The organism is Streptomyces sp. JLSY215, assembly GCF_059682825.1.
In genome coordinates this window covers 2,129,920-2,152,780 of record NZ_CM185022.1, presented here as the reverse complement: position 1 = coordinate 2,152,780, position 22,861 = coordinate 2,129,920, and the positions used below count along the sequence as shown (strand labels likewise).

Here is a 22,861-nt window from a genome sequence, read left to right as displayed (position 1 = left end):
ACCGTGCGCTCCGCCGCCGCACCCCTCCAGGTCCGCTCCGCCACCCCCGCCGACCTGGAGGCCATCGCCCGCCTGCACACCGCCGCCCGCGCCGCGTACCACCGCAGCCGCTTCCCGGACGCGCCCTTCGACACCCCCGCCGAACACTCCCGCCGGCTCGCCGCCTGGGGCCGCGTCCTGCACCACGACGACACGCCCGCACTGTGCGCCGTACGGCAGGACACCGTCGTCGGCGCCGCCTCCTACCGCCACCGCACCCCGGCCGGCGGGGCCCGCCCGCCCGCCACCGTCACGCTCCACCAGCTGCACGTCGACCCCGGCCACTGGGGCACCGGCGTCGGCCGCGCCCTGCACGCCGCCTGCCTGCACGCCTGGCACGCGGCGGGCTGCTCCCGGGCCTTCCTGGAGGTGCTCTGGCACAACCGCCGCGCCCGCGCCTTCTACACCGGCCTGGGCTGGCGGCCCGATCCCGCGCGCCGCCCCGCCCCCGACGCCACCCACCTCAGCCTGACGCTCCCGCTGGCCGCTCCCGCCGCGCGATGAGCTGCAGCCGCCCCACGCTGCGGCCGTCCAGGGTGCCCACCGTGTCCTCGCGCTCCCGCACCACCGCGAACCCCGCCGCCCGCACCAGCCCCCGCAGCCGCTCCGGCGGATGGTGCCGGAACACCCCGCCGTCGGGCGTCCCGAAGACCCCGTAGGTGCCGTACCGGCCGGCGAAACGCTCGTACCGCTCCCGGTTGAGCGGATCGCTCTGCAACGGCACATCGCTCAGATACAGCACCCCGCCCGGCCGCACCAGCCGGCCCAGCTCGCCCACGATCTCTTCCTGGTCCGCGTCCCCGGTCACACACGTCAGCACCGCGAACAGCAGCGCCGCATCGAACGCCCCGTCCTCGAACGGCAGCGGGAACCCCGGGCACCGCATCAGATCGACCCCGGGATGCTCCCGCCGCCCCCGCTCGACCAGCGCCGCCGAGAAGTCCACCCCGCACACCGAGCGGTACCCCAGCCCGGCCAGCTCCGCGGTCAGCCGCCCGTAGCCGCAGCCGTAGTCCAGCACCCGCGCCGTCACCGGCACGAACTCCTCCAGCAGCGCCGTATCGAGCGGATGGGTGAACGTCTTGGCCGCTCCGGTGGTCTCCCAGAACCCGGCCGCATCCTGTGGGGTGGTCATGCCCGGACCGTACCCAGGGAATAGCCCGGCGCCCCCGCAGGTTGTACCGGCGTCCACCCACAAGGCACACGACACCGGGCACACCGCACACGGCAGGTGCCCGCCGACAACGAGGAATGCACACCCCATGCGCGTCGAGATCTGGTCCGACATCGCCTGCCCTTGGTGCTACATCGGCAAGGCCCGCTTCGAGGCCGGCCTCGCCGCGTTCACGCAGCGGCACGGCACCCACGACGTCGAGGTGGTGCACCGCTCCTTCGAGCTGGACCCCAAGGCGCCGGCCGCCACGGACCTCCCCGTGCTCGACATGCTCGCCGCGAAGTACGGCGTCAGCCGGGAGCAGGCCGAGGCCATGGAGGCCCGGGTGGCGGACGCGGCGGCGGGGGAGGGGCTCGCCTACCGCTCCGACCGGATCCACGGCAACACCTTCGACCTGCACCGGCTGCTCCACCTCGCCAAGGCCCACGGCGTCCAGGACGCACTGCTCGGTGCCTTCTACCACGCCAATTTCGCCGAGGCCCGCACGCTCGGCGACCCGGCCGTGCTCACCGAAACGGCCGTCGCGGCCGGGCTGCCCGCCGACGAGGTCGCCCGCGTGCTGGCCGACCCCGACGCCTACGCCCAGGAGGTCCGCGCCGACGAGCGGGAGGCGGCGGAGCTGGGCGCCACGGGCGTGCCGTTCTTCGTCATCGACCGGCGGTACGGCATCTCCGGCGGCCAGCCCGCCGACGTCTTCCGGCAGGCGCTGGAGCGCGCCCATGAGGACGGCGCCGTCCCGGTCCGCACGGCCGCCGACGCGGAGGTCTGCGGGGACGACGGCTGCGCCCTGCCCGGCAGCTGAGCGACACGGCGATGCCGTGGACGGCGCGGGAACGGTCCCGCACAGTGGGGGCATGCAGCGATACGCGCCACTGGGCGGGGCGGACTTCACGCCCGAGACGACCTATCTGAACACCGCCTCGAGCGGACTGCTGCCGCGGCGCAGCGCCGAGGCGCTGCGCGCGGCCGTCGAGGAATCCGCCTCCTACGGCACCATGGGCCGCGACTACTTCGGCCCGACCGCCGCCTCCCGGGCCGCCTTTGCGCGGCTGCTGGACATCCCCGAGGAGCGGGTCGCCATCGGCAGCTCGGTGGCGGTGCAGTCCGCGTTCGTCGCCGCCTCGCTGCCGCCGGGCTCCGAAGTGCTGGTCCCCGAGGGCGACTTCAGCTCCCTGGTCAATCCGCTCGCGGTGCGCCCGGGGATCACGCTGCGCACCGTACCGCTGCAGGCGCTGGCCGAGGAGGTGCGGCCGGACACCGCGCTGGTGGCGTTCAGCGCGGTGCAGTCGCTGGACGGCCGGATCGCCGACCTGGCGGCCGTACGGGAGGCCGCGCGGGCCCACGGCGCGCGCACCTACCTCGATGCCACCCAGGCCGCCGGCTGGCTGCCGCTGCGCGCCGCCGACTACGACTACCTGGTCTGCGGCGCCTTCAAATGGCTGCTGTGCCCGCGCGGTACGACGTTCATGACGTTCGGGGGCGACGGCGCACCGGACGGCGAGTCCTGGCCACGGCCGCTGCACGCGGGCTGGGTCGCCGGCGAGGACCTCGACGACGCCAACTACGGCCCGATACGGCGGCCGGCCGCCACCGCCCGCCGGTTCGACGAACCGCACGCCCACTACTCCTACGTCGGGGCCGAACGGTCGCTCGCCCTGATCGAGGAGCTGGGCGTGGCCGCCGTCCACGCCCACAACACCGCGCTCGCCGACCGCTACCGCGCCGGACTGGCCGAGCGCGGCCTGGTGCCCCGCCCGGCACCCGGCTCCGCGATCGTCTCCGCACCGGGCCTGGCGGACGCGGAAGGGCGGCTGGCCGAGGAGGGCGTACGGGTCTCCGTGCGCGGCGGCCTGCTGCGCGCGGCCTTCCACCTCTACAACTCCACCGACGACGTCGACCGGCTGCTGGAGCTGATCGGACCCGCCGGCGGCACCTGGGGGTGAACGAGGGGCGCCGGGCGGGAATGCGGGACCCGGCGCGGCTGCTGACAGAAGTGCCAACGATCATGGCCAGTGATCCCCTGATCATTTTCCCTGCCCGCACCGCAGTTGAGAGGCCCTCAGTGACCACCGCGTTCGATCCCGTAGACCTCGCCGGCACCCCGCTCGCCAACCGCATCGTCATGGCGCCGATGACCCGCAACCGCGCCACCGAGGGCGGCGGGGTGCCGACCGACTCGATGGTCGCCTACTACGCCCAGCGCGCCACCGCCGGCCTGATCGTCACCGAGGCCGCGCAGACCACCGTCGTCGGCCAGGGCTACCCCTTCACCCCGGGGCTGCACACCGCCGAGCAGGTGGCCGGCTGGCGCCGGGTGACCGACGCCGTCCACGAGGCGGGCGGCCGGATCTTCGCGCAGCTGTGGCACGGCGGCCGGATCGGCCACCCGGTGCTCCTGCCGGACGGCCTGATTCCGGTGGGGCCCTCCCCGGTGGCCGCCGACTGCCAGGTCTTCACCGAGGACGGGATGAAGGACTGCGTCACCCCGCACGAGCTGACCGACGCCGAGATCCGCACCACCATCGAGGAGTTCGCGGCCGCCGCCCGCAACGCCGTCGAGGCCGGATTCGACGGGGTGGAGATCCACGGCGCCAACGGCTATCTGGTGCACCAGTTCCTGGCCCCCAACAGCAATCTGCGCACCGACGCCTGGGGCGGCGACACCGAAGGCCGGATCCGCTTCGCGGTGGAGGTCACCCGGGCGGTGGCCGAGGCCGTCGGCGCGCACCGCACCGGCCTGCGGCTCTCGCCCGGCAACCCCTTCAACGGCATCGACGAGCCGGCCCCCGAGCCGCTCTACACCGCCCTGCTCCGGGCCGTCGAACCGCTCGGCCTGGCCTACCTGCACATCTGCGACGTTCCGGACCGCGAGCTGCTGGCCCGGCTGCGCAAGCACTTCACCGGCCCCCTCGTCCTCAACCCCGCCAACGGCGGCCGCCCCACCGGCCCCGAGGACCTCGGCCTGATCGAGGACGGCAGCGCCGATCTGCTGGCCTTCGGACGGCAGTTCCTGGCCAACCCCGACCTGCCCCACCGGCTCGCGCTCGGCGGCCCCTTCAACACCCCCGACCGGGAGAGCTTCTACGGCGGCGACGACACCGGCTACCTCGACTACCCGGCGCTGGACCCCGCCTGACGGACACACAGCGCGGCGCGGCCGCCGCACAGACCTGCTGTGCGGCGGCCGCGCCGCTTCTTCCGCCCATCTCCCGGCCCGTCGGCCGGGCGGCTACTTCACCTACTTCACCGGCGTGAAGTCCCGTGCCCCGATGTACTCCGGACGCCGCACCGGCGCCTCGAAGGGCTCCACCGCTGCGTTCTCCACGCTGTTGAACACGATGAAGACATTGCTGCGCGGATACGGCGTGATGTTGTCACCCGAACCGTGCATGGCGTTGCAGTCGAACCACGTCGCCGAGCCGGCCTTGCCGGTGAAGAGGCGGATCCCGTGCCGGTCCGCCATCTTCGTCAGCACCTCGTCCGACGGGATGCCCGCGTCCTGCATCTGCAGCGACTTCTTGTAGTTGTCCTTCGGCGTCGCACCCTCGCAGCCCACGAAGTGCTGATGCGAGCCGGGCATGATCATCAGGCCGCCGTTGGTGTCGTAGTTCTCCGTCAGCGCGATGGAGACCGACACCGTGCGCATGTTCGCCAGACCGTCCTCGGCGTGCCATGTCTCGAAGTCCGAGTGCCAGTAGAAGCCGGACGCACCGAAGCCGGGCTTCACATTGATCCGCGACTGGTGGACATAGACGTCCGAGCCGAGGATCTGCCGCGCGCGACCCACCACGCGCGGATCGGAGACCAGCTTGGCGAACACCTCGCTGATCCTGTGCACCTCGAAGACGGACCGGACGCTCCCCGACTTCTTCTCGACGATGGAGCGCGGGTCCGCGCGCATCGCCGGGTCGTGGACGAGCCGGTCCAGTTCGGCGCGGTACACCGCGACTTCCTCCGCGGAGAGCAGCTCCCCGATGGCGAAAAAGCCGTCGCGTTCGAAGTCGCTCAGCTCGGACGGCTCGAACGGGCCGGCCGCTCCGGGCTGCGACCACACCACCGGGTCCTTCCGCGAGGTGATGACCTCGGCGGTCCCGCGGGTCGGGTACAGGTCGGCGATGCGCTCGGGTGCGGTGGTCATGGTGTTGCCTTCCTCTCCTCTCGTACGTGCTTTCGGTTTCGTGCGGGTGTTACATGCCTCCTCGGCTGCCGGACGGGGCAGTCGGGCGAAGCCGGCCGGGACGGTCTCAGACCGTCTCGGGCTCGGTGAGCAGCGGGTAGACGCCGTTCTCGTCGTGGTCCTCCCGGCCGGTGACCGGAGGGTTGAAGACACAGACGCAGCGGAAGTCCTTCTTGATCCGCATGGTGTGCTTCTCGTGGCCGTCGAGCAGGTACATCGTGCCCGGCGTGATCACGTGCTTCTCGCCGGTCTCGTCGTTGGTGAGTTCGGCCTCACCCTCTACGCACAGTACGGCTTCGATGTGGTTGGCGTACCACATCGACGTCTCGGTTCCCGCGTACAGGGTGGTCTCGTGCAGGGAGAAGCCGACGCGCTCCTTGGCGAGGATGATGCGCTTGCTCTCCCACGTGCCGGACTTGGCCTTGACGTGGCGGTCGGTGCCTTCGATGTCCTTGAAGGATCGGACGATCACGGTGCTCGGTGCCTTTCTGTGAAACGTTAAGGAGCGCTGGGCCGGTCGGGTGTCCGGCCCGGCGGGTCAGGCGCAGTCGCGGACCGCGCGGGCGAGGATGCGAAGCCCCTCGTCCAGCTCCTCGGGGGTGGTCGTCAGCGCCGGAAGCAGCTTGACGACCTCGCTCTCCGGGCCGGAGGTCTCGATCAGCAGACCCAGCTCGAAGCAGCGCCCCGCAATCTTGTTGGCGAGGCTCTTGTCGAGGCACTCCAGGCCCCACACCAGACCGCGGCCGCGGTACTCGGCGAAGGTGCCGGGGTGCTCCTCGACGATGGCCTTCAGGTGCTCCTCGACGATCTCGCCGCGGCCCAGCGTCTGCTTCTCCATCTGCCCGTCGGCCCAGTAGGTGTCGAGCGCGGCGGCGGCGGTGACGAAGGCCGGGTTGTTGCCGCGGAAGGTGCCGTTGTGCTCGCCCGGCTCCCAGATGTCCAGCTCCGGCTTGAACAGGGTGAGCGCGAGCGGCAGGCCGTAACCGCTGATCGACTTCGAGACGGTGACGATGTCCGGCACGATGCCCGCCTCCTCGAAGGAGAAGAAGGCACCGGTACGGCCACAGCCCATCTGGATGTCGTCGACGATGAGCAGCATGTCCCAGCGCTTGCAGACCTCGGCGAGCTGCCGCAGCCACTCGGCGCGCGCGACGTTGATGCCGCCCTCGCCCTGCACCGTCTCGACGATGACGGCCGCGGGCTGGTTGAGGCCCGAGCCGGAGTCCTCCAGGAGGCGCTCGAACCAGATGAAGTCCGGGGTCTGGCCGTCGAGGTAGTTGTCGAACGGCATCGGGGTGCCGTGCACCAGCGGGATACCGGCACTGGCCCGCTTGAACGCGTTGCCGGTGACTGCCAGCGAACCCAGCGACATGCCGTGGAAGGCGTTGGTGAAGGACACGATCGACTCGCGGCCCTTGACCTTGCGCGCCAGCTTCAGCGCGGCCTCGACCGCGTTGGTGCCCGTCGGACCCGGGAACATGACCTTGTAGGGCAGGTCACGCGGCCGCAGGATGATGTTCTGGAACGACTCCAGGAACGCCCGCTTGGCCGTGGTGGACATGTCCAGGCCGTGGGTGACGCCGTCCCGCTCGATGTAGTCGATCAGGGCGCGTTTGAGGACCGGGTTGTTGTGGCCGTAGTTGAGCGATCCGGCACCGGCGAAGAAGTCGAGGTAGGTGTGGCCGTCCTCGTCGGTCATCCGGCTGCCCTGCGCACGGTCGAACACGGTCGGCCAGCCGCGGCAGTAGCTACGGACCTCCGACTCCACGGTCTCGAAGACGCTCAGGTCGGGCTGGGTGATGGTCACAGCATGCTCCAGGGAGATGAGTGGCGAAAGAAGATCGAAGTCTGTGGGGGCGGGGCGGCGGCACGCGGTGTCACGGGGGAGTCACCACATGGCTGCCGGTCCCGCATGCCGTACGGGGCACGGTCGGCGCGGTGCACGGGGCCGCGCCTGCGGGGGCGTTCAGTCCCGGGGCTCCGGTGGCGGGCCGAACGGGCCGATGAGGTGCAGCACCTCCGGCTCGTGGCCCTGCTCGGGGAAGAGCCCGGCGTCGAAGAGCACCTCGCGCGTCAGGTCGGTCCTGTGGCGCTCGGCGAAGGACGCGAACAACCGCATGGAGGCGGCGTTGTCCGGCGTGATGGTGGTCTCGACGTGACGAATGCCCAGTTCACGTACGGCGCGGAGGGTCAGTCCGTCCAGGAGGGCGGCCGCCAGCCCCTGGCCGCGGTGCGCTTCGTCGACGGCGACCTGCCAGACGACGAGGGTCTCCGGGTGCTCGGGGCGTATGTAGCCGGTGACGAAGGCCGCCGGCTCGCCCTCCGTGTCGCGGGCGACGACGGAGGTGGCGGCGAAGTCCCGACACCACAGCAGGTAGCTGTAGGAGGAGTTGAGGTCCAGAGTCCTGGAGTCGCGGGCGATACGCCAGATCGCGGCTCCGTCCTCCACGCGTGGGGAGTCGAGCTTGAAGCCCTCCGGCAATTCTCTGATATCGCTTCGGGCACCTGCATGGTCTGCTTGTGCGGCGGTCATGGGAATTAAATTTACCGAGGGAAAAAGGAAATTGCATCGCGGGCAGGGGTTACGCGGATGGTTTGACTGTGTTATCGCGCGGGTGCGCACGAGCGCGCGATTCGGTCGCGGAATGTGGTGATTTGGCCTGGAAGTTTGGGGTGAAACGGGCACGCTGTGTAGTCGGTCACAGCTCCGTAACGCCCGCGAGATGCGTCCGAATTCTGATACTTGCCGCTAGCGAAATCTTGGCGTTTGAGGTGCGGAAAAGCGGGCAGAAGAATACGGGAAGCTGTACTTCTGAAGAATTGGGAATTCGCAACCGGAAGGCCTGCGCCAAGGAGTGCGGGAAGAAAATCGGGGTAGTCGCCTCGGTTTCCGGGAATCCGGCGGCGGAATGCGCCCTTGATACCCCCGTGGCGGGCCGTGGCCGGGCGCTGCACCGCCGGGACCCGGGCGCGGGGCCCGGCGGCCTAGAGTGCCGGTATGACGTCCATGAGCGAAGGTGCGGCGCTGCACCTCACGGGGAGGGTCCTGGTCGGGCCGGACGACGTGCGCGATGAGCTGTGGGTTCTCGGCGGCCGGGTGACGTTCGAACGGCCCAGTGGGGTCCGGGAGGTCACCACCGTCGCGGGCTGGGTGCTGCCGGGCCTGGTCGACGCCCACTGCCACGTCGGTCTCGACATGCACGGCCCGGTCGACGCGGAGACCAGCGAGAAGCAGGCGCTCACCGACCGTGACGCCGGAACGCTGCTGATCCGCGACGCAGGGTCACCCTCCGACACCCGCTGGATCGACGACCGCGAGGACCTGCCGCGGATCATCCGGGCCGGCCGGCACATCGCCCGCACCAAGCGCTACATCCGTAACTACGCGCATGAGATCGAGCCCGAGGACCTCGTCGCCTATGTCGCCGAGGAGGCCCGGCGCGGCGACGGCTGGGTCAAGCTCGTGGGGGACTGGCTCGACCGCTCCACGGGCGATCTGGGGGCCTGCTGGCCGCCCGGCGCCGTCGCGGCGGCCATCGCCGAGGCGCACCGCCTCGGCGCCCGCGTCACCGCCCACTGCTTCGCCGAGGAGACCCTCGCCCCGCTGGTCGAGGCCGGTATCGACTGCATCGAGCACGCCACCGGGCTCACCGAGGAGACCATCCCGCTCTTCGCGGCGCGCGGCGTCGCCATCGTCCCCACCCTCGTCAACATCGCCACCTTCCCGCAGCTCGCGGACGGCGGCGAGAAGAAGTTCCCCCAGTGGGCCGGCCATATGCGCCGCCTCCACGCCCGCCGCTACGACACCGTACGGGCGGCCTACGACGCCGGCGTCCCCATCTACGCCGGCACCGACGCCGGCGGTTCGCTCCCGCACGGCCTGGTCGCCGACGAGGTCGCCGAGCTGATGAAGGCCGGTCTGCCCGCCGAAGCCGCGCTCTCCGCCACCACCTGGGGCGCCCGCGACTGGCTGGGCCGCCCCGGCCTCACCGAGGGCGCACCGGCCGACCTCGTCGTATACGAAACGGACCCGCGGGCGGACGTCCGCGTCCTGGCGGCCCCGCGGCTGGTGGTGCTGCGGGGGCGTGTGATCGGGTAGGGGCGCGTAATCGGGTAAGGGCGGTGGTGGCGGTGGTGGCGGTCCGGGGAACCACGGGAATACCGCCCCGCCCCCGCCGGTTGTGGCCCCGCAGGGGGGCCTCGCGCCCCCTACGGGATCTGTTCGCCCGGCCCCTAGGGGTGCGCCCCGCTACCGGTCCCGGCGCGCGGAGCGGGCCATGAAGGCGGCCACCGCCGCCCCCGACACGTTGTGCCACACCGAGAAGACCGCCGCCGGCAGCGCCGCCGCCGGGCTGAAGTGGGCGGTGGCCAGCGACGCGGCGAGGCCGGAGTTCTGCATGCCGACCTCGAAGGCCATCGACCGGCTGGCGGGCCTGCCCAGCCGCGCCAGCTTCCCGGCCGCGTAGCCGAGCGCCAGCCCGAGCCCGTTGTGCAGCACCACCGCGAGCAGCACCAGCGCCGCCGCGTCCTTGATCGCCGCCGCGCTCCCGGACACCACCACCAGCACGATCGCCGCGATGGTCAGCGCCGAGACCCACGGCAGCGCCCGCAGCACCTTGTCGACGAACCGCCCCGCGACGATCCGTACGAGCAGCCCGGCGATCACCGGCAGCAGCACGGTCTTGAGGATGTCCGTCACCATCACCCCGGCGTCCACGTCGAGGAACTGCCCGGCGAGCAGCAGCGTCAGCGGCGGCGTGACGAGCGGCGCGAGCACCGTGGAGACCGTCGCCACCGACACCGAGAGCGCCACATCGCCACGGGCCAGGAACGTCACCACGTTCGACGCGGTCCCGCTGGGCGCGCAGCCGACCAGGATCACCCCGGCCGCCAGCTGCGGCGGCAGATGCAGCACGGTCGCGATCAGCCACCCCAGCCCCGGCATGATCACGTAATGCGCGACCAGCCCCAGCCCCACCGCCCAGGGACGCCGGGCCACCGCGGTGAAGTCCGGCGGGGTCAGCGTCAGCCCCATCGAGAACATCACCACCCCGAGCAGCCACGGCACCCCGGGCGCCCACCCGGTGAAGTGCGCGGGCCACAGCAGCCCCACGACCCCGGCGGCGATCACCAGAAGCGGGAAGAGGGTGACCGCCCGGCGGGCCGCCCGGTCGGCGGCGGGGAGATCGCCGGACGGCGGGGCGGGCTGCGGGGCGGGCTGCGGGGGCGCCTGATTCGTCTGCTCGGTCGACACGGCGGAACCCTAGCGGTCGTCTGCATGTACGGGACAACGAATTCTGGATGCTGGACGTTCGGCCGCTGTCCTTCCCTGTCCGGGGCTCCCGGAGATAGGGCGGGAGTCGTCGCGGGAGCGGACACGGGCACGAACCGGGCGAGATCCGCGCTGTCCTGACGCCTCGTCCGGTATCGACCGTGGCCGGTGCGGAGGGCGTCGGGGGAAGCGGCTCGCAGTGCCCGCCCGATGGGGCGGCTGAGGTGCAGGTGGTCCCACGAGCCGGGCGAATCGAATGAAAACTCGGAAACCACCCCTTCAGGTGAACTCACTTCGCGTGGCCGCCCATTCACCCTTGGTGCGTACACGATGTGCGGGTCGAGGTCGTCGGCCCGCGTGATGTCCCCCATTGGCGCGGCCGGCGGCTCCATTTCTCTTGTGGGGGTTCCACTCACGTGTCCACCAGTTCCACCAGCTCCTTCGGCATGCCCCGACGGCTCGCCGCGACCTTCGTCGCCGCCGCCCTCACCGCCGGTCCCGCCGTCCTGACGGGCGCCGCGCCCGCCTACGCGACCGGCGGCAACGGCACGTCCGGCGCGGTCGTGCTCCGTACCGGCCTGGACGTCGGGCTGCTCGGCAAGGCGCTCGATGTCCCGCTGCACGCCGTGCTCAACGAGGTGCATGCACCGGCCTCCGCCGACAAGACGGTGCTCACCGTCGATCTGGACGGCATCAACCAGGGCCGGCCGTTCAGCGTGCTGCGCGCGGATGTCGCCACCGCGCGGGCGAGTGCCGACCGGCACAAGGCCGAGGGGTACGCGCGTCTCGTGCACGCGAAGGTGCATGTCCCCGGGCTGGGGGCGCTGTCCCTGGTGGAGGTCGAGCAGGTCACGGCGCGGGCGGTGTGCGCGGCGGGGCAGCGGCCACGGGCCGAGTCGAACGTGCTGGGCAGCGTCCTGGTCCTGGGCAAGAAGGTCACGCTGCGCGCGGGCGGGACGACGGACGTCAAGGTGCCGGGGGTGGGCGACGTACGCCTCGACCTGTCGCAGCGGCGGGTGACGGGCGCCAGCGCGGCGGCGACCGCGCTGGAACTGAAGGTCGCGGTCAACCCGTTGAAGCTGAACGTCGCCGATGTCCGGGGACGGGTCACGCTCGCCGAGGCGACCTGCACGACGCCGCACGGCAAGCCGCCGCACCCGGGCGGCTCCGGAGGTACGACCGGCGGCCAGAGCGACGGCGGGCAGAGCAGCGGCGGCCAGTCGGGCGGCGAGAGCGACGGCGGCCAGAGCGGCGGTCAGTCGGGTGGCCAGGGTGACGGCGGCCGGTCAGGGGGCTCGACGGGCGGTGGGGGGACCGCCGGCGGCACCCGGGCCGGCTCGCACCCCAGCACCCAGAACCTCGCCGAGACCGGCGGCAGTTCGGCCACCCCGTATCTCGCCGGCGGCGCCGCCCTGCTGGTCGCCGCGGGAGCCGGAACGCTCGGCTATGCGCGCCGGCGCCGCACCGCGCAGGGCGGCCGCGGCTGAGAGACCCTCCCCCTCGTCCGAACGGAGGGGAGGCGGGCCCATCCGCGCCGGTGCCGTGGGGGCGCCGGGCGCGGGTGCGGCCGGGGCAGGCACCGCACGGTGCGCCTCACCCCCCGCCGGGGGCCCGGTCGAAGCGTGGTGCGGCCGGGCCCCCGGCGGGGTCCGACCGTCCGGACGCGGTACGCACCTCGGTCAGGACCTCGGCCAGCGCCGCCACGAACCGGTCCGTGGTGGCCCGGTCCCGGACCGCGAGCCGCAGCCAGTCCGGGCCCAGCCCCGGGAAGGTGTCCCCCCGGCGCACCGCGAAGCCACGCGCCCGCAGCCCGGCCCGTACCGCCGCCGCCCGAGCCAGCCGGATCAGTACGAAGGACCCCTCGGCCGGCCCGACGGCCCGCACCGCGGCGAACTCGCCCAGCCGGGCCAGCAGATGGGCCCGGTCCCGGGCGATCTCCTCCGCCGCCGCGGCCGCCTCCGCCAGCGCCCGCGGCGTACAGCAGGCCTCGGCCGCGGCCAGCGCCGGGCTGGAGACCGGCCACAGCGGCTGCGCCCGCTCCAGCGCGGCGATGGTGCCGGGTCCGGCCAGTACGTAGCCGATCCGCAGCCCCGCGAGCCCCCAGGTCTTGGTGAGGCTGCGCAGCACCACCAGGCCCGGCAGATCCCTGCGCCCGGCCAGCGACGCCCGCTCCCCGGGCACCGCGTCCATGAACGCCTCGTCGACCACCAGCGTCCGGCCGGGCCGCGCCAGCTTCGCCAGGTCCTCGGCGGGATGCAGGACGGAGGTGGGGTTGGTGGGGTTGCCGATGATGACGAGGTCGGCGTCCTCGGGGACCGCGTCCGGGTCCAGCCGGAAGCCGTCCCGCTCGCTCAGCAGCACCCGCTCCACCTCGTGCCCGGCGTCCCGCAGCGCCGCCTCGGGCTCGGTGAACTGCGGGTGCACCACCACCGGCCGGACGGTCCGCACGGCGCGCGCGAGCAGCACGAACGCCTCCGCGGCGCCCGACGTCAGCAGCACCTCCGCCACCGGCAGGCCGTGCCGCTCGGCGACCGCCCGGCGCGCCGCCCGGCCGTCCGGATACGCGGCGAGGCCGTCCAGGGACGCGGCGATCTCGGCCTTCAGCCACGCCGGGGGAGTACCCGCCCGGACATTGACCGCCAGATCCGTCAGCTCCGTCAGATCCGCCGGGTCCGCCCCTCCGCCGTCCGCGCTCCGCACCTCGGCATCGCCGTGATGCCGCAGATCGTGCTCATGGGGCGCCGCGGCCCCGGCGTCAGCGAGCGCCCGCATGCTCGTCCCGGTCCGTTTCGTGCCCGCTCCGCTCGTCCCGGCTCCGGTCGTTGCCGCTCGGCTCGTCCTGCTCCCCGGCGGCCGCCCGCTCCGGTACGCCGTCGGCGCTCCGGGCCTCCTCCGCCACCGCCCGGTATCCGCTCGGTACACCGTCCGGCAGCGCATCGCCCGCCACCGCCGCGCGGTAACGCTCCATGACCACCTCCGCCACCTCGGCCGGCGTGCCGATCACCCCGGCAGCCAGCACCTCCGTGTCGGGGTGCACCGCGGACCAGCCCTCGGTCTGCATCCGCAGCCGCTCCAGCAGGCCGCCGGGGAAGAAGAAGTACGGCAGGACCACGATCCGGCCCCTGCCGCCGACGCCCGGGGCCAACGAGGCCAGCGCCCTGCACCGGTCGAGGCCGGCCGGGACGTCGGGCGCCGCCTGCGACACGAACGCGGTCTCCACCCCCGCGAAGCCGCGCCCCTCCCACAGCAGCCGCGCGGCCCGCACCACCTCGGCGTTGGCGTACGGGTCGGCCGACCCGCGCCCCACCAGCAGCACCGTCGTACGGGCCCGGTCCTCGGGCCGCCGGGCGCCGCCGCCCAGGGCCTCGTCAAGACGCCGCTCCAGCACATCGAGCAGCTTGGGATGCGCACCCAGCTCCGTGCCGCAGACGTACGCGAGCCCCGGGTGGCGCCCGGCCGCCTCCTCCAGCACGGCGGGCAGCGTCTGCGCCGCCGGCCCGGCCGGGGCCGGCAGCAGCGGTATGACGGCGAAACGGGTCACGCCCCGCCCGGCGAGCTCGTCGACGGCGCCGCCCAGCGGCAGCGGCGAGTCGGCGGTGCCGAAGAACCCGCCGGCGACGGGCACTTCCGGATACCGGGCGCCGAGCACACGCACCAGCGCGCGCAGGGCCTCGGCCCCGCCTTCGTCACGGGTGCCGTGACCGGCGATGAGCAGTGCGGGAGGGGTGGTCACTAGGTCTCCTTGGTACCGGTGGTATCGCTGTCGGGCGCCTTGTCGTCGATGCCCGTCGTCCGCCGATCCGGGCCCCGGCGGGGCGGGTTGGGGGAGGTCATGACGATATCGGCACCGGACGGGCGAGCGGCGGGCGCTCCCTCCCTACCAGCGGTAACTGCACCGCGCGGTGTTACTGCCGGCGCCGCGAGCGCACAGGTCGCCCGCGCCGGCCGCCCCCGCGGCGCCGACTTCCGCTTCCCGGCGATCAGTTCGGCACCCGGCCCGGCGGCCAGCAGCGCCGCGGCCTCGGCGACGCTCGGCGTCCCGACGGCGGCCGCCGCGAAAGGGGACGGATCCGGCACCCGTACGGCGGCCAGCGCCGCCGCCGGGAACGACCACAGCGGCACCCCGAGCCGCCGCGCCGCCCCGATCAGCCCCGGCTCCCCGGCCCTGGCCGACACCGTCGCCAGCGCCGCGACCGGCCGGTCCGTACAGCCCGCCGCCGCGAGCGCGGCCGTGACCAGGCCGACCACCTCGGACACCGGGACGCCGCGGCCCGCCCCCACGCCGACGACCAGCGGCGCACGCAACGCGCCGGCGCCGCCGGCCGCCCGGCCGCTCATGGCGCGACGGCTCCCCGCCCGGAGGCCACCCGGCCGGGCCGCCCCGCCGCAACGGCAGCCGCGATCGGGCCGGTGCCCGTCATCGCACCGCGCCTGGCGCCGCCGTGTGCCGCGCCGCGCTCTCGGTCAGCCGGGCGGCCAGCGACGGTTCCGCCGCCCAGTGGACATGCAGATACGAGGCGTGCACCCCGCCGCTCACAAAGCCCTCCACCCGCCGCTGGGGATGCGTCATACCCCACGCCGGACGGGCGCCCGCGCCCGGCTCCAGGACCGTGCGGTGGAACTCATGGCCGCGCACCCGCGTCCCGGCCACGGCCAGGGCGTTGTCCTCCAGCGCCACCGCCTCCCGGTAGCCGAGCGTGAGGCGTTCCGTCATCCGGGCGTCGGCGGGCAGCACCCCGCACATCGGCTTGCCGTCGAGGGACCGGGACAGATACAGCAGCCCGGCGCACTCGGCGGACACCGGCGCCCCGGAGGCGGCCAGCGCGGCCACCGCCGCGCGCAGCGGGGCGTTCGCCGACAGATCCGGTGCGTACATCTCGGGAAATCCGCCGCCTATCACCAACCCCTGCGTACCGGGCGGCAGTTGCTCGTCCCGCAACGGATCGAAGGGGGCCACTTCGGCGCCCGCGGCGGCCAGCAGCTCGGCATGCTCGGCGTAGGAGAACGTGAAGGCGGCGCCGCCCGCCACGGCTATCAGCGGCCGCGGCCCCCCGCCCGCCGCGGCCCGCACCTCCGCGGCCGGGTCCCAGGGGTCGTCCGGCAGCGGCGGCACCGCGCGCGCCAGCGCCAGCAGCGCCTCCAGATCGCAGCCCTCGCGCACCCGCGCGGCCAGCTCCCCCACCGACTCCACCGCCTCGGCGCGGCGTTCGGCGACCGGCACCAGGCCCAGATGCCGGGAGGGCGTACGGGCCGTGGGGGTACGCCGCAGCGCGCCCAGCACCGGCACCCCGGAGGAGCCCATCGCCTCGCGCAGCAGCTCCTCATGGCGGTCCGAGCCGACCTTGTTGAGGATCACCCCGGCGAGCCGTACCTCCGGATCCCACGAGGCGAAGCCGTGCACCAGGGCGGCCACCGACCGCGACTGCGACGAGGCGTCCACCACCAGCACCACCGGCGCCCGCAGCACCTTCGCCACCTGCGCCGTCGAGGACAGCTCGCCCATCCCGGACGCACCGTCGAACAGCCCCATCACGCCCTCGACGACGGCCAGGTCCGCACCCGCCGCGCCGTGCAGGAACAGCGGCGCGATCCGGTCCACGCCGCACAGATAGGCGTCCAGATTGCGGCCGGGACGGCCGGTCGCCAGGGAGTGGTAGCCCGGGTCGATGTAGTCGGGGCCCACCTTGTGCGGCGAGACCGCGAGGCCCGCCTCGGCGAACGCCGCCATCAGGCCCGTGGCCACCGTCGTCTTCCCCGCGCCCGAGGACGGCGCGGCGATCACCAGCCGGGGGACGGCACCCGCATTCATCGCGCGCTCACCCTTGCCACCACTCCCTCTTCCTCACTCGACCGTTCTCACTCGACCGTCACCACTCGATGCCCCGCTGGCCCTTTTGGCCCGCGTCCATCGGGTGCTTGACCTTCGTCATGTCCGTCACCAGATCCGCGAAGTCCAGCAGCGGCTGCGGGGCGTTGCGCCCGGTGATGACGACATGCTGCGTGCCCGGACGGTCGCGCAGCACCGACACCACCTCCTCGGTGTCGATCCACCCCCACTTCAGCGGGTAGGCGAACTCGTCCAGCACCAGCAGCTTGTACGTCTCGGCCGCCAGATCCCGCTTGACCTGCTCCCAGCCCTCGCGCGCCGCGTCCTCACTGGAGGCGATGTCGCGCTGCACCCAGGACCAGCCCTCGCCCATCTTGTGCCAGGCGACGCTGCCGCCCTCGCCGGATTCGCCGAGCACCTTCAGCGCCCGTTCCTCCCCGACCTTCCACTTCGCCGACTTCACGAACTGGAAAACACCGACCGGCCAGCCCTGGTTCCATGCCCGCAGCGCCAGCCCGAAGGCGGCGGTGGACTTGCCCTTGCCCTGACCGGTGTGGACGAAGACCAGCGGGCGGTTGCGGCGCTGGCGGGTGGTGAGCCCGTCGTTCGGTACGACGGACGGCTGTCCCTGCGGCATTACGCGGCCTTCCTGTTGGCGTCGACGGGATTGCCGGACCGCACGGGCCTGCCCTGCGCGGTCCGTACGAGCGCGGAGACGTTGTCCGCGCGCAGTTCATCGAGGGTGACGACGGTGCCCTGCAACGACCGGGCCAGCTCGCCGGCCAGCCCCAGTCGGACCGGGCCCGCCTCGCAGTCCACGACCACCGACGCGGTGCCGTCGGCGGCCAGCAGCCCGGCCGCGCGATGGGCGCGCCCCAGCGGCCCGCCGGCCGCCCGGCCGCCCCGCGCCGCCCCTTCCGAGGCACCGGTCGCCCGGCCGTCCGTCACGAGCACCACCAGCGGACGCCGGGCGGCATCCCGCATCCGCTCGATCCGCAGCACCTCATGGGCGAGCAGCAGCCCCTCCGACAGCGGCGTACGGCCGCCCGTCGGCAGCTCCTCCAGCCGCGCCGCGCCCGCCTCCACCGATGACGTCGGGGGCAGCGCCAGCTCCGCGCCCTTCCCCCGGAAAGTGATCATGCCGATCTTGTCGCGCCGCTGATACGCGTCGAGCAGCAGCGACAGCACCGCCCCCTTGACCGCGCTCATCCGCTTGCGCGCCGCCATCGAACCGGACGCGTCCACGACGAACAGGACCAGATTGCCCTCCCGCCCCTCGCGCATCGCCTCGCGCAGATCGTCCCGGCGCACGACCAGACCCGGCCCGCGCCGCCCGCGCGCCCGCTGATGCGGCGCCGCGGCCTGCACGGTCGCCGACAGATGCAGCTTGCCGAGGGCGCCCCGGGGGCGCCGCGCCCCGGTGGTACGGCCATGGGCGGTACGGGCCCGGGAGCGCCGGCCGTCCGCGCCCTCGCCCAGGCCCGGCACGTCCAGCCGACGGGTGCGGAAGGGCTCGGCGGCGCCGACCGCGGCCTGCTGGGCACCGGGCGCGGCGGCGGGCTGCTCGGCGGGGCGCTCCTCGGGGGCGGGCGCCGGGGCGTCGTCACCGCCCGGCTCGGGCCCGGCGGGCGGCTCCTGCTCCGGTGCCTGCCGGCCGCGGTCCTGCGGCGGCACACCACCGGGGCCGGGTCCGTCCGGTCCGCCCTCGGGCCCGTCGGGGCCGTCGTCCGGCCCCTGCGGCCCCTCCGGCTCGGGGTCGGGCTCGGGGTCGTCGTCGCCGTCCGTCCCGCCGAACTCGTCCAGCACCTCGTCCAGCTTGTCCTCGTCCAGACCGGGCGCGTCGAACGGGTTGCGGCGCCTGCGGTGCGGCAGCGCCAGCAGCGCCGCCTGCCGCACGTCTTCCGACCGGACCTCGGTCCGCCCCGCCCACGCGGCCAGTGCCGACGCCGTCCGGGCCATCACGATGTCCGCCCGCATGCCGTCCACCTCGAACGCGGCGCAGGTCGCGGCGATCTGGCGGAGCGCGGAATCCGCCAGCACCACGCTCGGCAGCAGCGCCCGCGCGGCGGCGATCCGCTCCCGCAGCGCCGCCTCCTCGTCCGCCCAGCGCGCCGCGAAACCCGCCGGGTCGTCGTCGTACGCCAGCCGGCGCCGGACGACCTCCACCCGCTGCTCCGGCTCGCGGGAGGCGGCGACCTCGACGGTCAGCCCGAAGCGGTCCAGCAACTGCGGCCGCAGCTCGCCCTCTTCGGGATTCATGGTGCCGACGAGGAGGAAACGGGCGGCGTGGCGGACCGAGACGCCCTCGCGCTCCACGTAGGAGGCGCCCATGGCGGCGGCGTCCAGCAAGAGGTCGATCAAGTGGTCGTGCAGCAGATTGACTTCGTCCACGTACAGGATTCCGCGGTGCGCGTCCGCCAGCAGCCCCGGCTCGAACGCCTTCACGCCCTCGGCGAGCGCCCGCTCGATGTCGAGCGCGCCGACGAGCCGGTCCTCGGAGGCGCCGACCGGGAGTTCGACCATACGGGCCGGACGGGACGCGGCCGGACCGGTCGCGTGCGGTCCGTCCGGGCAGCGCTCGTCCGGCGCCGCGGGGTCGCAGCTGAAGCGGCAGCCCGTCACGACCGGCACCTCGGGCAGCAGATCCGCCAGTGCCCGCACGGCGGTGCTCTTCGCGGTGCCTTTCTCGCCGCGGACGAGGACACCGCCGACCGCGGGGCTCACGGCGTTGAGCAGCAACGCCAGCCGCAGGTCGGCCATGCCGACGACGGCGGTGAACGGGTACCGGGTGCTCATGTGGTGGTCACTCCTTCGAGTGGCTTTCGTTCATTGCCGGTCGATCCGATGGATTGGTGCAGCACACTTGTGCCATCGACTTCACGGGCACCGTGTGGAGTTCCTCCTGTGATCCGCGCACAGGCGGGGACGCCGCCTCCGGAGCCGTTCACGGCGCCCCCGGAGGCACGAACGGCAGCCCCGCCGGGACCCCGTCCTCGATCAGCCGCAGCAGTGCCCCGGTGTCCGCATGCTCCTCGATCAGATCGCCGAGCCGGTCCAGCTGCTCCTCGCGCAGCGCGCCGAAGCTGGTGTCCGGAGCCGGTACGAACGCCCGGCCCGCGTCGGCCGCCACCCGGCGCAGGAACGCCCGCCGGAAGCCGTCGCTCTCCAGCGAGCCGTGCCAGTGGGTGCCCCACACGGAGCCGACCCGGCAGCCGTCCAGGAACGCTTCCTCGCCACCGGTCACCTCGGCCACGCCATGGTGGATCTCGTACCCCTCCACCGGCTCGCCCAGCGCCTCCCCGACCGGCCGCGCGAGGGTCTTCCCGGTGGCGAACCGCACCCGTACGGGGAGCAGCCCCAGCCCCTCGACCGTGCCCGCCTTCGACTCGACGTCGTCCTCGATGCGCTCGCCCAGCATCTGGAAGCCGCCGCAGATGCCCAGCACCGGGCGCCCCTCGGCGGCCCGCCGGGCGATCGCGGTGGCCAGCCCGCGCTCGCGCAGCCAGGCGAGCGCGCGGACCGTGCCGCGTGTCCCGGGCAGCACCACCAGGTCCGCGTCGGCCAGTTCCTCGGCGCGGTCCACGAAGCGCACCACCACGCCCGGCTCGGCGGCCAGCGCGTCCACGTCCGTGAAGTTGGACATCAGGGGCACGGCACACACCGCGACCCGCAGCACATCCGCGCCGACCGGCGGAGCGACCACCGACTCGCGGACCGCCCCGCGCAGGGACACCCGCAGCCCGTCCTCCTCGTCGATGCCGAGCCCGTGCGCGTACGGCAGCACACCCAGCGTCGGCCGCCCGCTCAGCTGCTTCATCATCTCCAACCCGGGCTCCAGCAGCGTCACATCGCCCCGGAACTTGTTGACGAGATACCCCGCCACCAGCTCCTGATCCTCCTTGGACAGCAGCGCCGTGGTCCCGAAGAAGGAGGCGAAGACGCCACCGCGGTCGATGTCGCCGACGATCACCACCGGGATCCGGGCCGCCCGCGCGATGCCCATGTTCACGATGTCGGTGCGCCGCAGATTGATCTCCGCGGGGCTGCCGGCACCCTCGCAGATCACCGCGTCATGGGTACGGCGCAGCTCGGCGAGGCAGTCGGTCACCGTGCCCAGCAACTGCTCCTGCCGGCCCGCGTGGTAGCCGCGCGCCGACAGCTCACCCACCGGCTTGCCCATCAGCACCACCTGGCTGCTGCGGTCGCCGCCCGGCTTGAGCAGTACGGGGTTCATCAGCGCGGTCGGCTCCACCCGCGCCGCGGCCGCCTGCATCGCCTGCGCCCGCCCGATCTCCGCTCCCTCGCGCGTGACGAAGGAGTTCAGGGACATGTTCTGCGCCTTGAAGGGGGCCACCTTGACGCCCTGCCGGACCAGCCAGCGGCAGATGCCCGCCGTCACCACGCTCTTGCCCGCGTCCGACGTCGTACCGGCCACCAGCAGGCCGCCGCCGACGCCCCCGCCGGACCCATGGAACCGCCCGCTCACCGGGTCCTCCTCCTGTGGTGCAGCGCCCCGGCCACCAGCCGGCCCGCCACCGTTGTCACCAGAGCCAGCACGCTCACCCGGCGCGAGAGCCGCACCGCCCGCTCGATGTCGTCCGTACCGGGCGGCGGCGCGGCGCCGTTGAGCACCGGGCGGTGCTCGACCCGTCCGCCGTACGCCAGGGTGCCCCCCAGCCGTACGCCGAGCGCGCCCGCGAACGAGGCCTCCACCGGGCCCGCGTTGGGGCTCGGATGCGCGCCGCCGTCGGCCCGCCAGGCCCGCAGCGCGCCGCGCCGGTCGGGGCCCGCGAGGACGGTCAGCGCGGCGGTCAGCCGGGAGCCCGGCCACCCCGCGACATCGTCGAGCCGGGCCGACGCCCAGCCGAACCGGCGGTAGCGGGACGACTTATGACCCACCATCGCATCCAGGGTGTTGACGGCACGGAACGCCACCAGACCGGGCACTCCGCCCAGCGCGCCCCACACCAGGGCGCCCACCACCGCGTCCGAGGTGTTCTCGGCGACCGACTCCACCACCGCGCGGGCCATCCCCGGCCCGTCCAGCGCCTGGGGGTCGCGGCCGCACAGATGCGGCAGCCGCTCGCGCGCCACGTCCAGATCGCCCGCCTCCAGCGCGCCGCCGACGGCCCGCGCCTCCCGGCCGAGCGAGGTGCCGCCCAGTACGGCCCAGACGGCGGCCGCGGTCAGGGTGACCCGGGCGGTGCGGCGGTGTGCGGCGCGCTGCGCAAGCGCGGCCGCGGCCGTCGCGCCGCCCGCGCACACCACCGCGTGCACCGCCCCGTATCCGCGATGGTCGCGCCACAGCCGGCGTTCGAGTGCGCCCGCCGCGCGGCCGAAGGCGGCCACCGGATGGCCGCGCCGGGGATCGGCCGCGATCAGGTCACCGAGAAAGCCGAGGGCCGCGCCGCACGCATATCCCGCGTGTTCGCCGCGCATCGGATCAGACCGCCGTCAGGCCTCGAAGGGACACGGCGACGGTGGGGCGCGGGCATCTCGAACGGCGGCCGGGCATGGCGATATGTCCTCACTCAGGGTCCGCGCCCTGGCTCGACGTGACGGCGACGAGAGTCTCCTGGCTCCCGGATCGGCGCTTCCCCCGGCCTTCCAGCCCGTACACGGCGGCCCCTGCGGGCATCCGTGCGGCGGACCGTGGCCGTCGCTGGAGGAGCGCTCCCCGGTGACAGTGGCGGGACCGCGCCGGATTCTCACCGGACTTCCTCATCTGTCGCCGAATGGCTCGGGCAGTCCACCACGCCCCGCGAATGCCCGTCAACTCACCCTTGACCTGCGAAGCAGCCCTGTGGCAGGGGGTGTGGTGCGGGCCACAGGGTGGCCGGTACGTCACGGACGGTTGCCCCTGGGCCCGGTCCCGCGCCACTATCTGGTGCACGGCGGGCGATGAGGCCCGCCGGAAGGGGGCGGGGGATGCCGGACAGTGCGGACCATCGGGAGAGCGGCCAGGAGATCCGTCAGGAGATCCGTCAGGAGATCCGCATCAGGATCGCGGGCACCAACGACGCGGAGCAGGACGCCGCGGACCTGCGGACATGGCTGGAACGCGAGCCGTGGCTGAGCCGCCGGCGGCACGACTGGACGCAGCGGCCGAGGCCGTCGGGCGAGAGCGGCGGCAGCGGCGATGCGGGCCCGGACGACATGGCCGTCGGCGTCGACGACCTCATCCTCGTCGTCGTCGGCGCGGTCGCCGGGGAGATCACCAAGAGCCTGACCATCGCCCTGCAGGAGTGGCTGCGCCGGCGCAGGGAGGAGCGCGCCGACGGCGAGGAGCCCTCCGTCGCGGTCGGCGACGGGGGCGGCGGACTGCGCGAACTGGGCGGCGCCGAGGGCGGCAGCACCGCCGGGGACTGAGCG

Annotated in this window: 21 protein-coding genes and 1 riboswitch; of the genes, 7 read left to right on the top strand and 14 right to left on the bottom strand. The window is 73.7% G+C overall.

The window, feature by feature from the left end; translation table 11 throughout:
• Nucleotides 1-3 precede the first annotated feature (3 nt).
• On the top strand, nucleotides 4-543 hold the full coding sequence (locus tag AC5677_RS09680) for a GNAT family N-acetyltransferase (protein WP_497194611.1): 540 nt from the start codon (nucleotides 4-6) through the stop codon (nucleotides 541-543).
• On the opposite strand, the gene AC5677_RS09675 is transcribed toward AC5677_RS09680, so the two are convergent.
• Complete coding sequence (locus AC5677_RS09675) at nucleotides 503-1,174, bottom strand: class I SAM-dependent methyltransferase (protein WP_497194610.1); 672 nt, start codon at nucleotides 1,172-1,174, stop codon at nucleotides 503-505. The genes AC5677_RS09680 and AC5677_RS09675 overlap by 41 nt on opposite strands.
• A 127-nt stretch (nucleotides 1,175-1,301) precedes the next feature.
• Between AC5677_RS09675 and AC5677_RS09670 the strand changes: the two genes are divergently transcribed.
• From AC5677_RS09670 to AC5677_RS09660, 3 genes are all read left to right on the top strand, one after another.
• Nucleotides 1,302-2,015: a DsbA family oxidoreductase gene (locus tag AC5677_RS09670; RefSeq protein ID WP_497194609.1), complete on the top strand. Its 714-nt coding sequence runs from the start codon at nucleotides 1,302-1,304 to the stop codon at nucleotides 2,013-2,015.
• Between the two features lie 52 nt (nucleotides 2,016-2,067).
• Entirely contained in the window at nucleotides 2,068-3,156 is a 1,089-nt protein-coding gene (locus AC5677_RS09665) for an aminotransferase class V-fold PLP-dependent enzyme (protein ID WP_497194608.1), read from the top strand.
• A gap of 119 nt (nucleotides 3,157-3,275) precedes the next feature.
• On the top strand, nucleotides 3,276-4,349 hold the full coding sequence (locus AC5677_RS09660; protein WP_497194607.1) for an alkene reductase: 1,074 nt from the start codon (nucleotides 3,276-3,278) through the stop codon (nucleotides 4,347-4,349).
• Between the two features lie 102 nt (nucleotides 4,350-4,451).
• Here the strand turns inward: AC5677_RS09660 and thpD are convergent, their stop codons facing one another.
• The 4 genes from thpD to ectA form a co-directional block, all read right to left on the bottom strand.
• Nucleotides 4,452-5,351, bottom strand: a complete 900-nt coding sequence (thpD, locus tag AC5677_RS09655; RefSeq protein WP_497194606.1) for an ectoine hydroxylase — start codon at nucleotides 5,349-5,351, stop codon at nucleotides 4,452-4,454.
• Between the two features lie 106 nt (nucleotides 5,352-5,457).
• Nucleotides 5,458-5,862 carry an ectoine synthase gene (locus tag AC5677_RS09650; protein ID WP_497194605.1) on the bottom strand — a complete coding sequence of 135 codons (405 nt, stop codon included), beginning with the start codon at nucleotides 5,860-5,862 and terminating at the stop codon, nucleotides 5,458-5,460.
• A 66-nt stretch (nucleotides 5,863-5,928) separates the two neighbouring features.
• On the bottom strand, nucleotides 5,929-7,197 hold the full coding sequence (ectB, locus tag AC5677_RS09645; protein WP_497194604.1) for a diaminobutyrate--2-oxoglutarate transaminase: 1,269 nt from the start codon (nucleotides 7,195-7,197) through the stop codon (nucleotides 5,929-5,931).
• Between the two features lie 159 nt (nucleotides 7,198-7,356).
• A complete protein-coding gene (ectA, locus tag AC5677_RS09640; protein WP_497194603.1) occupies nucleotides 7,357-7,923 on the bottom strand; it encodes a diaminobutyrate acetyltransferase in 567 nt (188 codons plus the stop codon).
• Nucleotides 7,924-8,397: 474 nt separating this feature from the next.
• On the opposite strand from ectA, the gene AC5677_RS09635 reads away from it, so the two are divergent.
• Nucleotides 8,398-9,489, top strand: coding sequence for an amidohydrolase family protein (locus tag AC5677_RS09635; RefSeq protein WP_497196559.1), 1,092 nt, complete (start codon nucleotides 8,398-8,400; stop codon nucleotides 9,487-9,489).
• Nucleotides 9,490-9,639: 150 nt separating this feature from the next.
• Here the strand turns inward: AC5677_RS09635 and AC5677_RS09630 are convergent, their stop codons facing one another.
• Nucleotides 9,640-10,644 (bottom strand): bile acid:sodium symporter family protein, encoded by a 1,005-nt coding sequence (locus AC5677_RS09630; protein WP_497194602.1) that lies wholly within the window; start codon nucleotides 10,642-10,644, stop codon nucleotides 9,640-9,642.
• 464 nt (nucleotides 10,645-11,108) lie between these two features.
• Between AC5677_RS09630 and AC5677_RS09625 the strand changes: the two genes are divergently transcribed.
• The gene (locus tag AC5677_RS09625; protein WP_497196558.1) at nucleotides 11,109-12,149 is read left to right on the top strand and encodes an SCO1860 family LAETG-anchored protein; all 1,041 of its coding nucleotides are present in this window, start codon (nucleotides 11,109-11,111) and stop codon (nucleotides 12,147-12,149) included.
• A gap of 106 nt (nucleotides 12,150-12,255) precedes the next feature.
• Here AC5677_RS09625 and cobC read toward each other — a convergent pair whose 3' ends face one another.
• The 8 genes from cobC to AC5677_RS09585 all read right to left on the bottom strand — a co-directional run bounded on the left by cobC (nucleotide 12,256) and on the right by AC5677_RS09585 (nucleotide 21,928).
• A complete protein-coding gene (gene cobC / locus AC5677_RS09620) occupies nucleotides 12,256-13,434 on the bottom strand; it encodes an Rv2231c family histidinol phosphate aminotransferase CobC (RefSeq protein ID WP_497194601.1) in 1,179 nt (392 codons plus the stop codon).
• A complete protein-coding gene (locus AC5677_RS09615; RefSeq protein ID WP_497194600.1) occupies nucleotides 13,418-14,395 on the bottom strand; it encodes a sirohydrochlorin chelatase in 978 nt (325 codons plus the stop codon). Before AC5677_RS09615 ends, cobC begins: the two co-directional genes overlap by 17 nt.
• Nucleotides 14,395-15,000: a cobalamin biosynthesis protein gene (locus AC5677_RS09610; protein WP_497194599.1), complete on the bottom strand. Its 606-nt coding sequence runs from the start codon at nucleotides 14,998-15,000 to the stop codon at nucleotides 14,395-14,397. Before AC5677_RS09610 ends, AC5677_RS09615 begins: the two co-directional genes overlap by 1 nt.
• Nucleotides 15,001-15,079: 79 nt before the next feature.
• Nucleotides 15,080-16,471 (bottom strand): cobyrinic acid a,c-diamide synthase CobB, encoded by a 1,392-nt coding sequence (locus AC5677_RS09605; RefSeq protein ID WP_497194598.1) that lies wholly within the window; start codon nucleotides 16,469-16,471, stop codon nucleotides 15,080-15,082.
• Nucleotides 16,472-16,529: 58 nt separating this feature from the next.
• Complete coding sequence (gene cobO / locus AC5677_RS09600) at nucleotides 16,530-17,126, bottom strand: cob(I)yrinic acid a,c-diamide adenosyltransferase (protein WP_497194597.1); 597 nt, start codon at nucleotides 17,124-17,126, stop codon at nucleotides 16,530-16,532.
• On the bottom strand, nucleotides 17,126-19,285 hold the full coding sequence (locus AC5677_RS09595) for a putative cobaltochelatase (RefSeq protein ID WP_497194596.1): 2,160 nt from the start codon (nucleotides 19,283-19,285) through the stop codon (nucleotides 17,126-17,128). Before AC5677_RS09595 ends, cobO begins: the two co-directional genes overlap by 1 nt.
• Before the next feature lie 148 nt (nucleotides 19,286-19,433).
• The gene (locus tag AC5677_RS09590; protein WP_497194595.1) at nucleotides 19,434-20,975 is read right to left on the bottom strand and encodes a cobyric acid synthase; all 1,542 of its coding nucleotides are present in this window, start codon (nucleotides 20,973-20,975) and stop codon (nucleotides 19,434-19,436) included.
• On the bottom strand, nucleotides 20,972-21,928 hold the full coding sequence (locus tag AC5677_RS09585; protein ID WP_497194594.1) for a cobalamin biosynthesis protein: 957 nt from the start codon (nucleotides 21,926-21,928) through the stop codon (nucleotides 20,972-20,974). Before AC5677_RS09585 ends, AC5677_RS09590 begins: the two co-directional genes overlap by 4 nt.
• Before the next feature lie 130 nt (nucleotides 21,929-22,058).
• Nucleotides 22,059-22,211: riboswitch (cobalamin riboswitch) on the bottom strand.
• A 206-nt stretch (nucleotides 22,212-22,417) separates the two neighbouring features.
• Between AC5677_RS09585 and AC5677_RS09580 the strand changes: the two genes are divergently transcribed.
• The gene (locus AC5677_RS09580; RefSeq protein ID WP_497194593.1) at nucleotides 22,418-22,858 is read left to right on the top strand and encodes a hypothetical protein; all 441 of its coding nucleotides are present in this window, start codon (nucleotides 22,418-22,420) and stop codon (nucleotides 22,856-22,858) included.
• Nucleotides 22,859-22,861 lie beyond the last annotated feature (3 nt).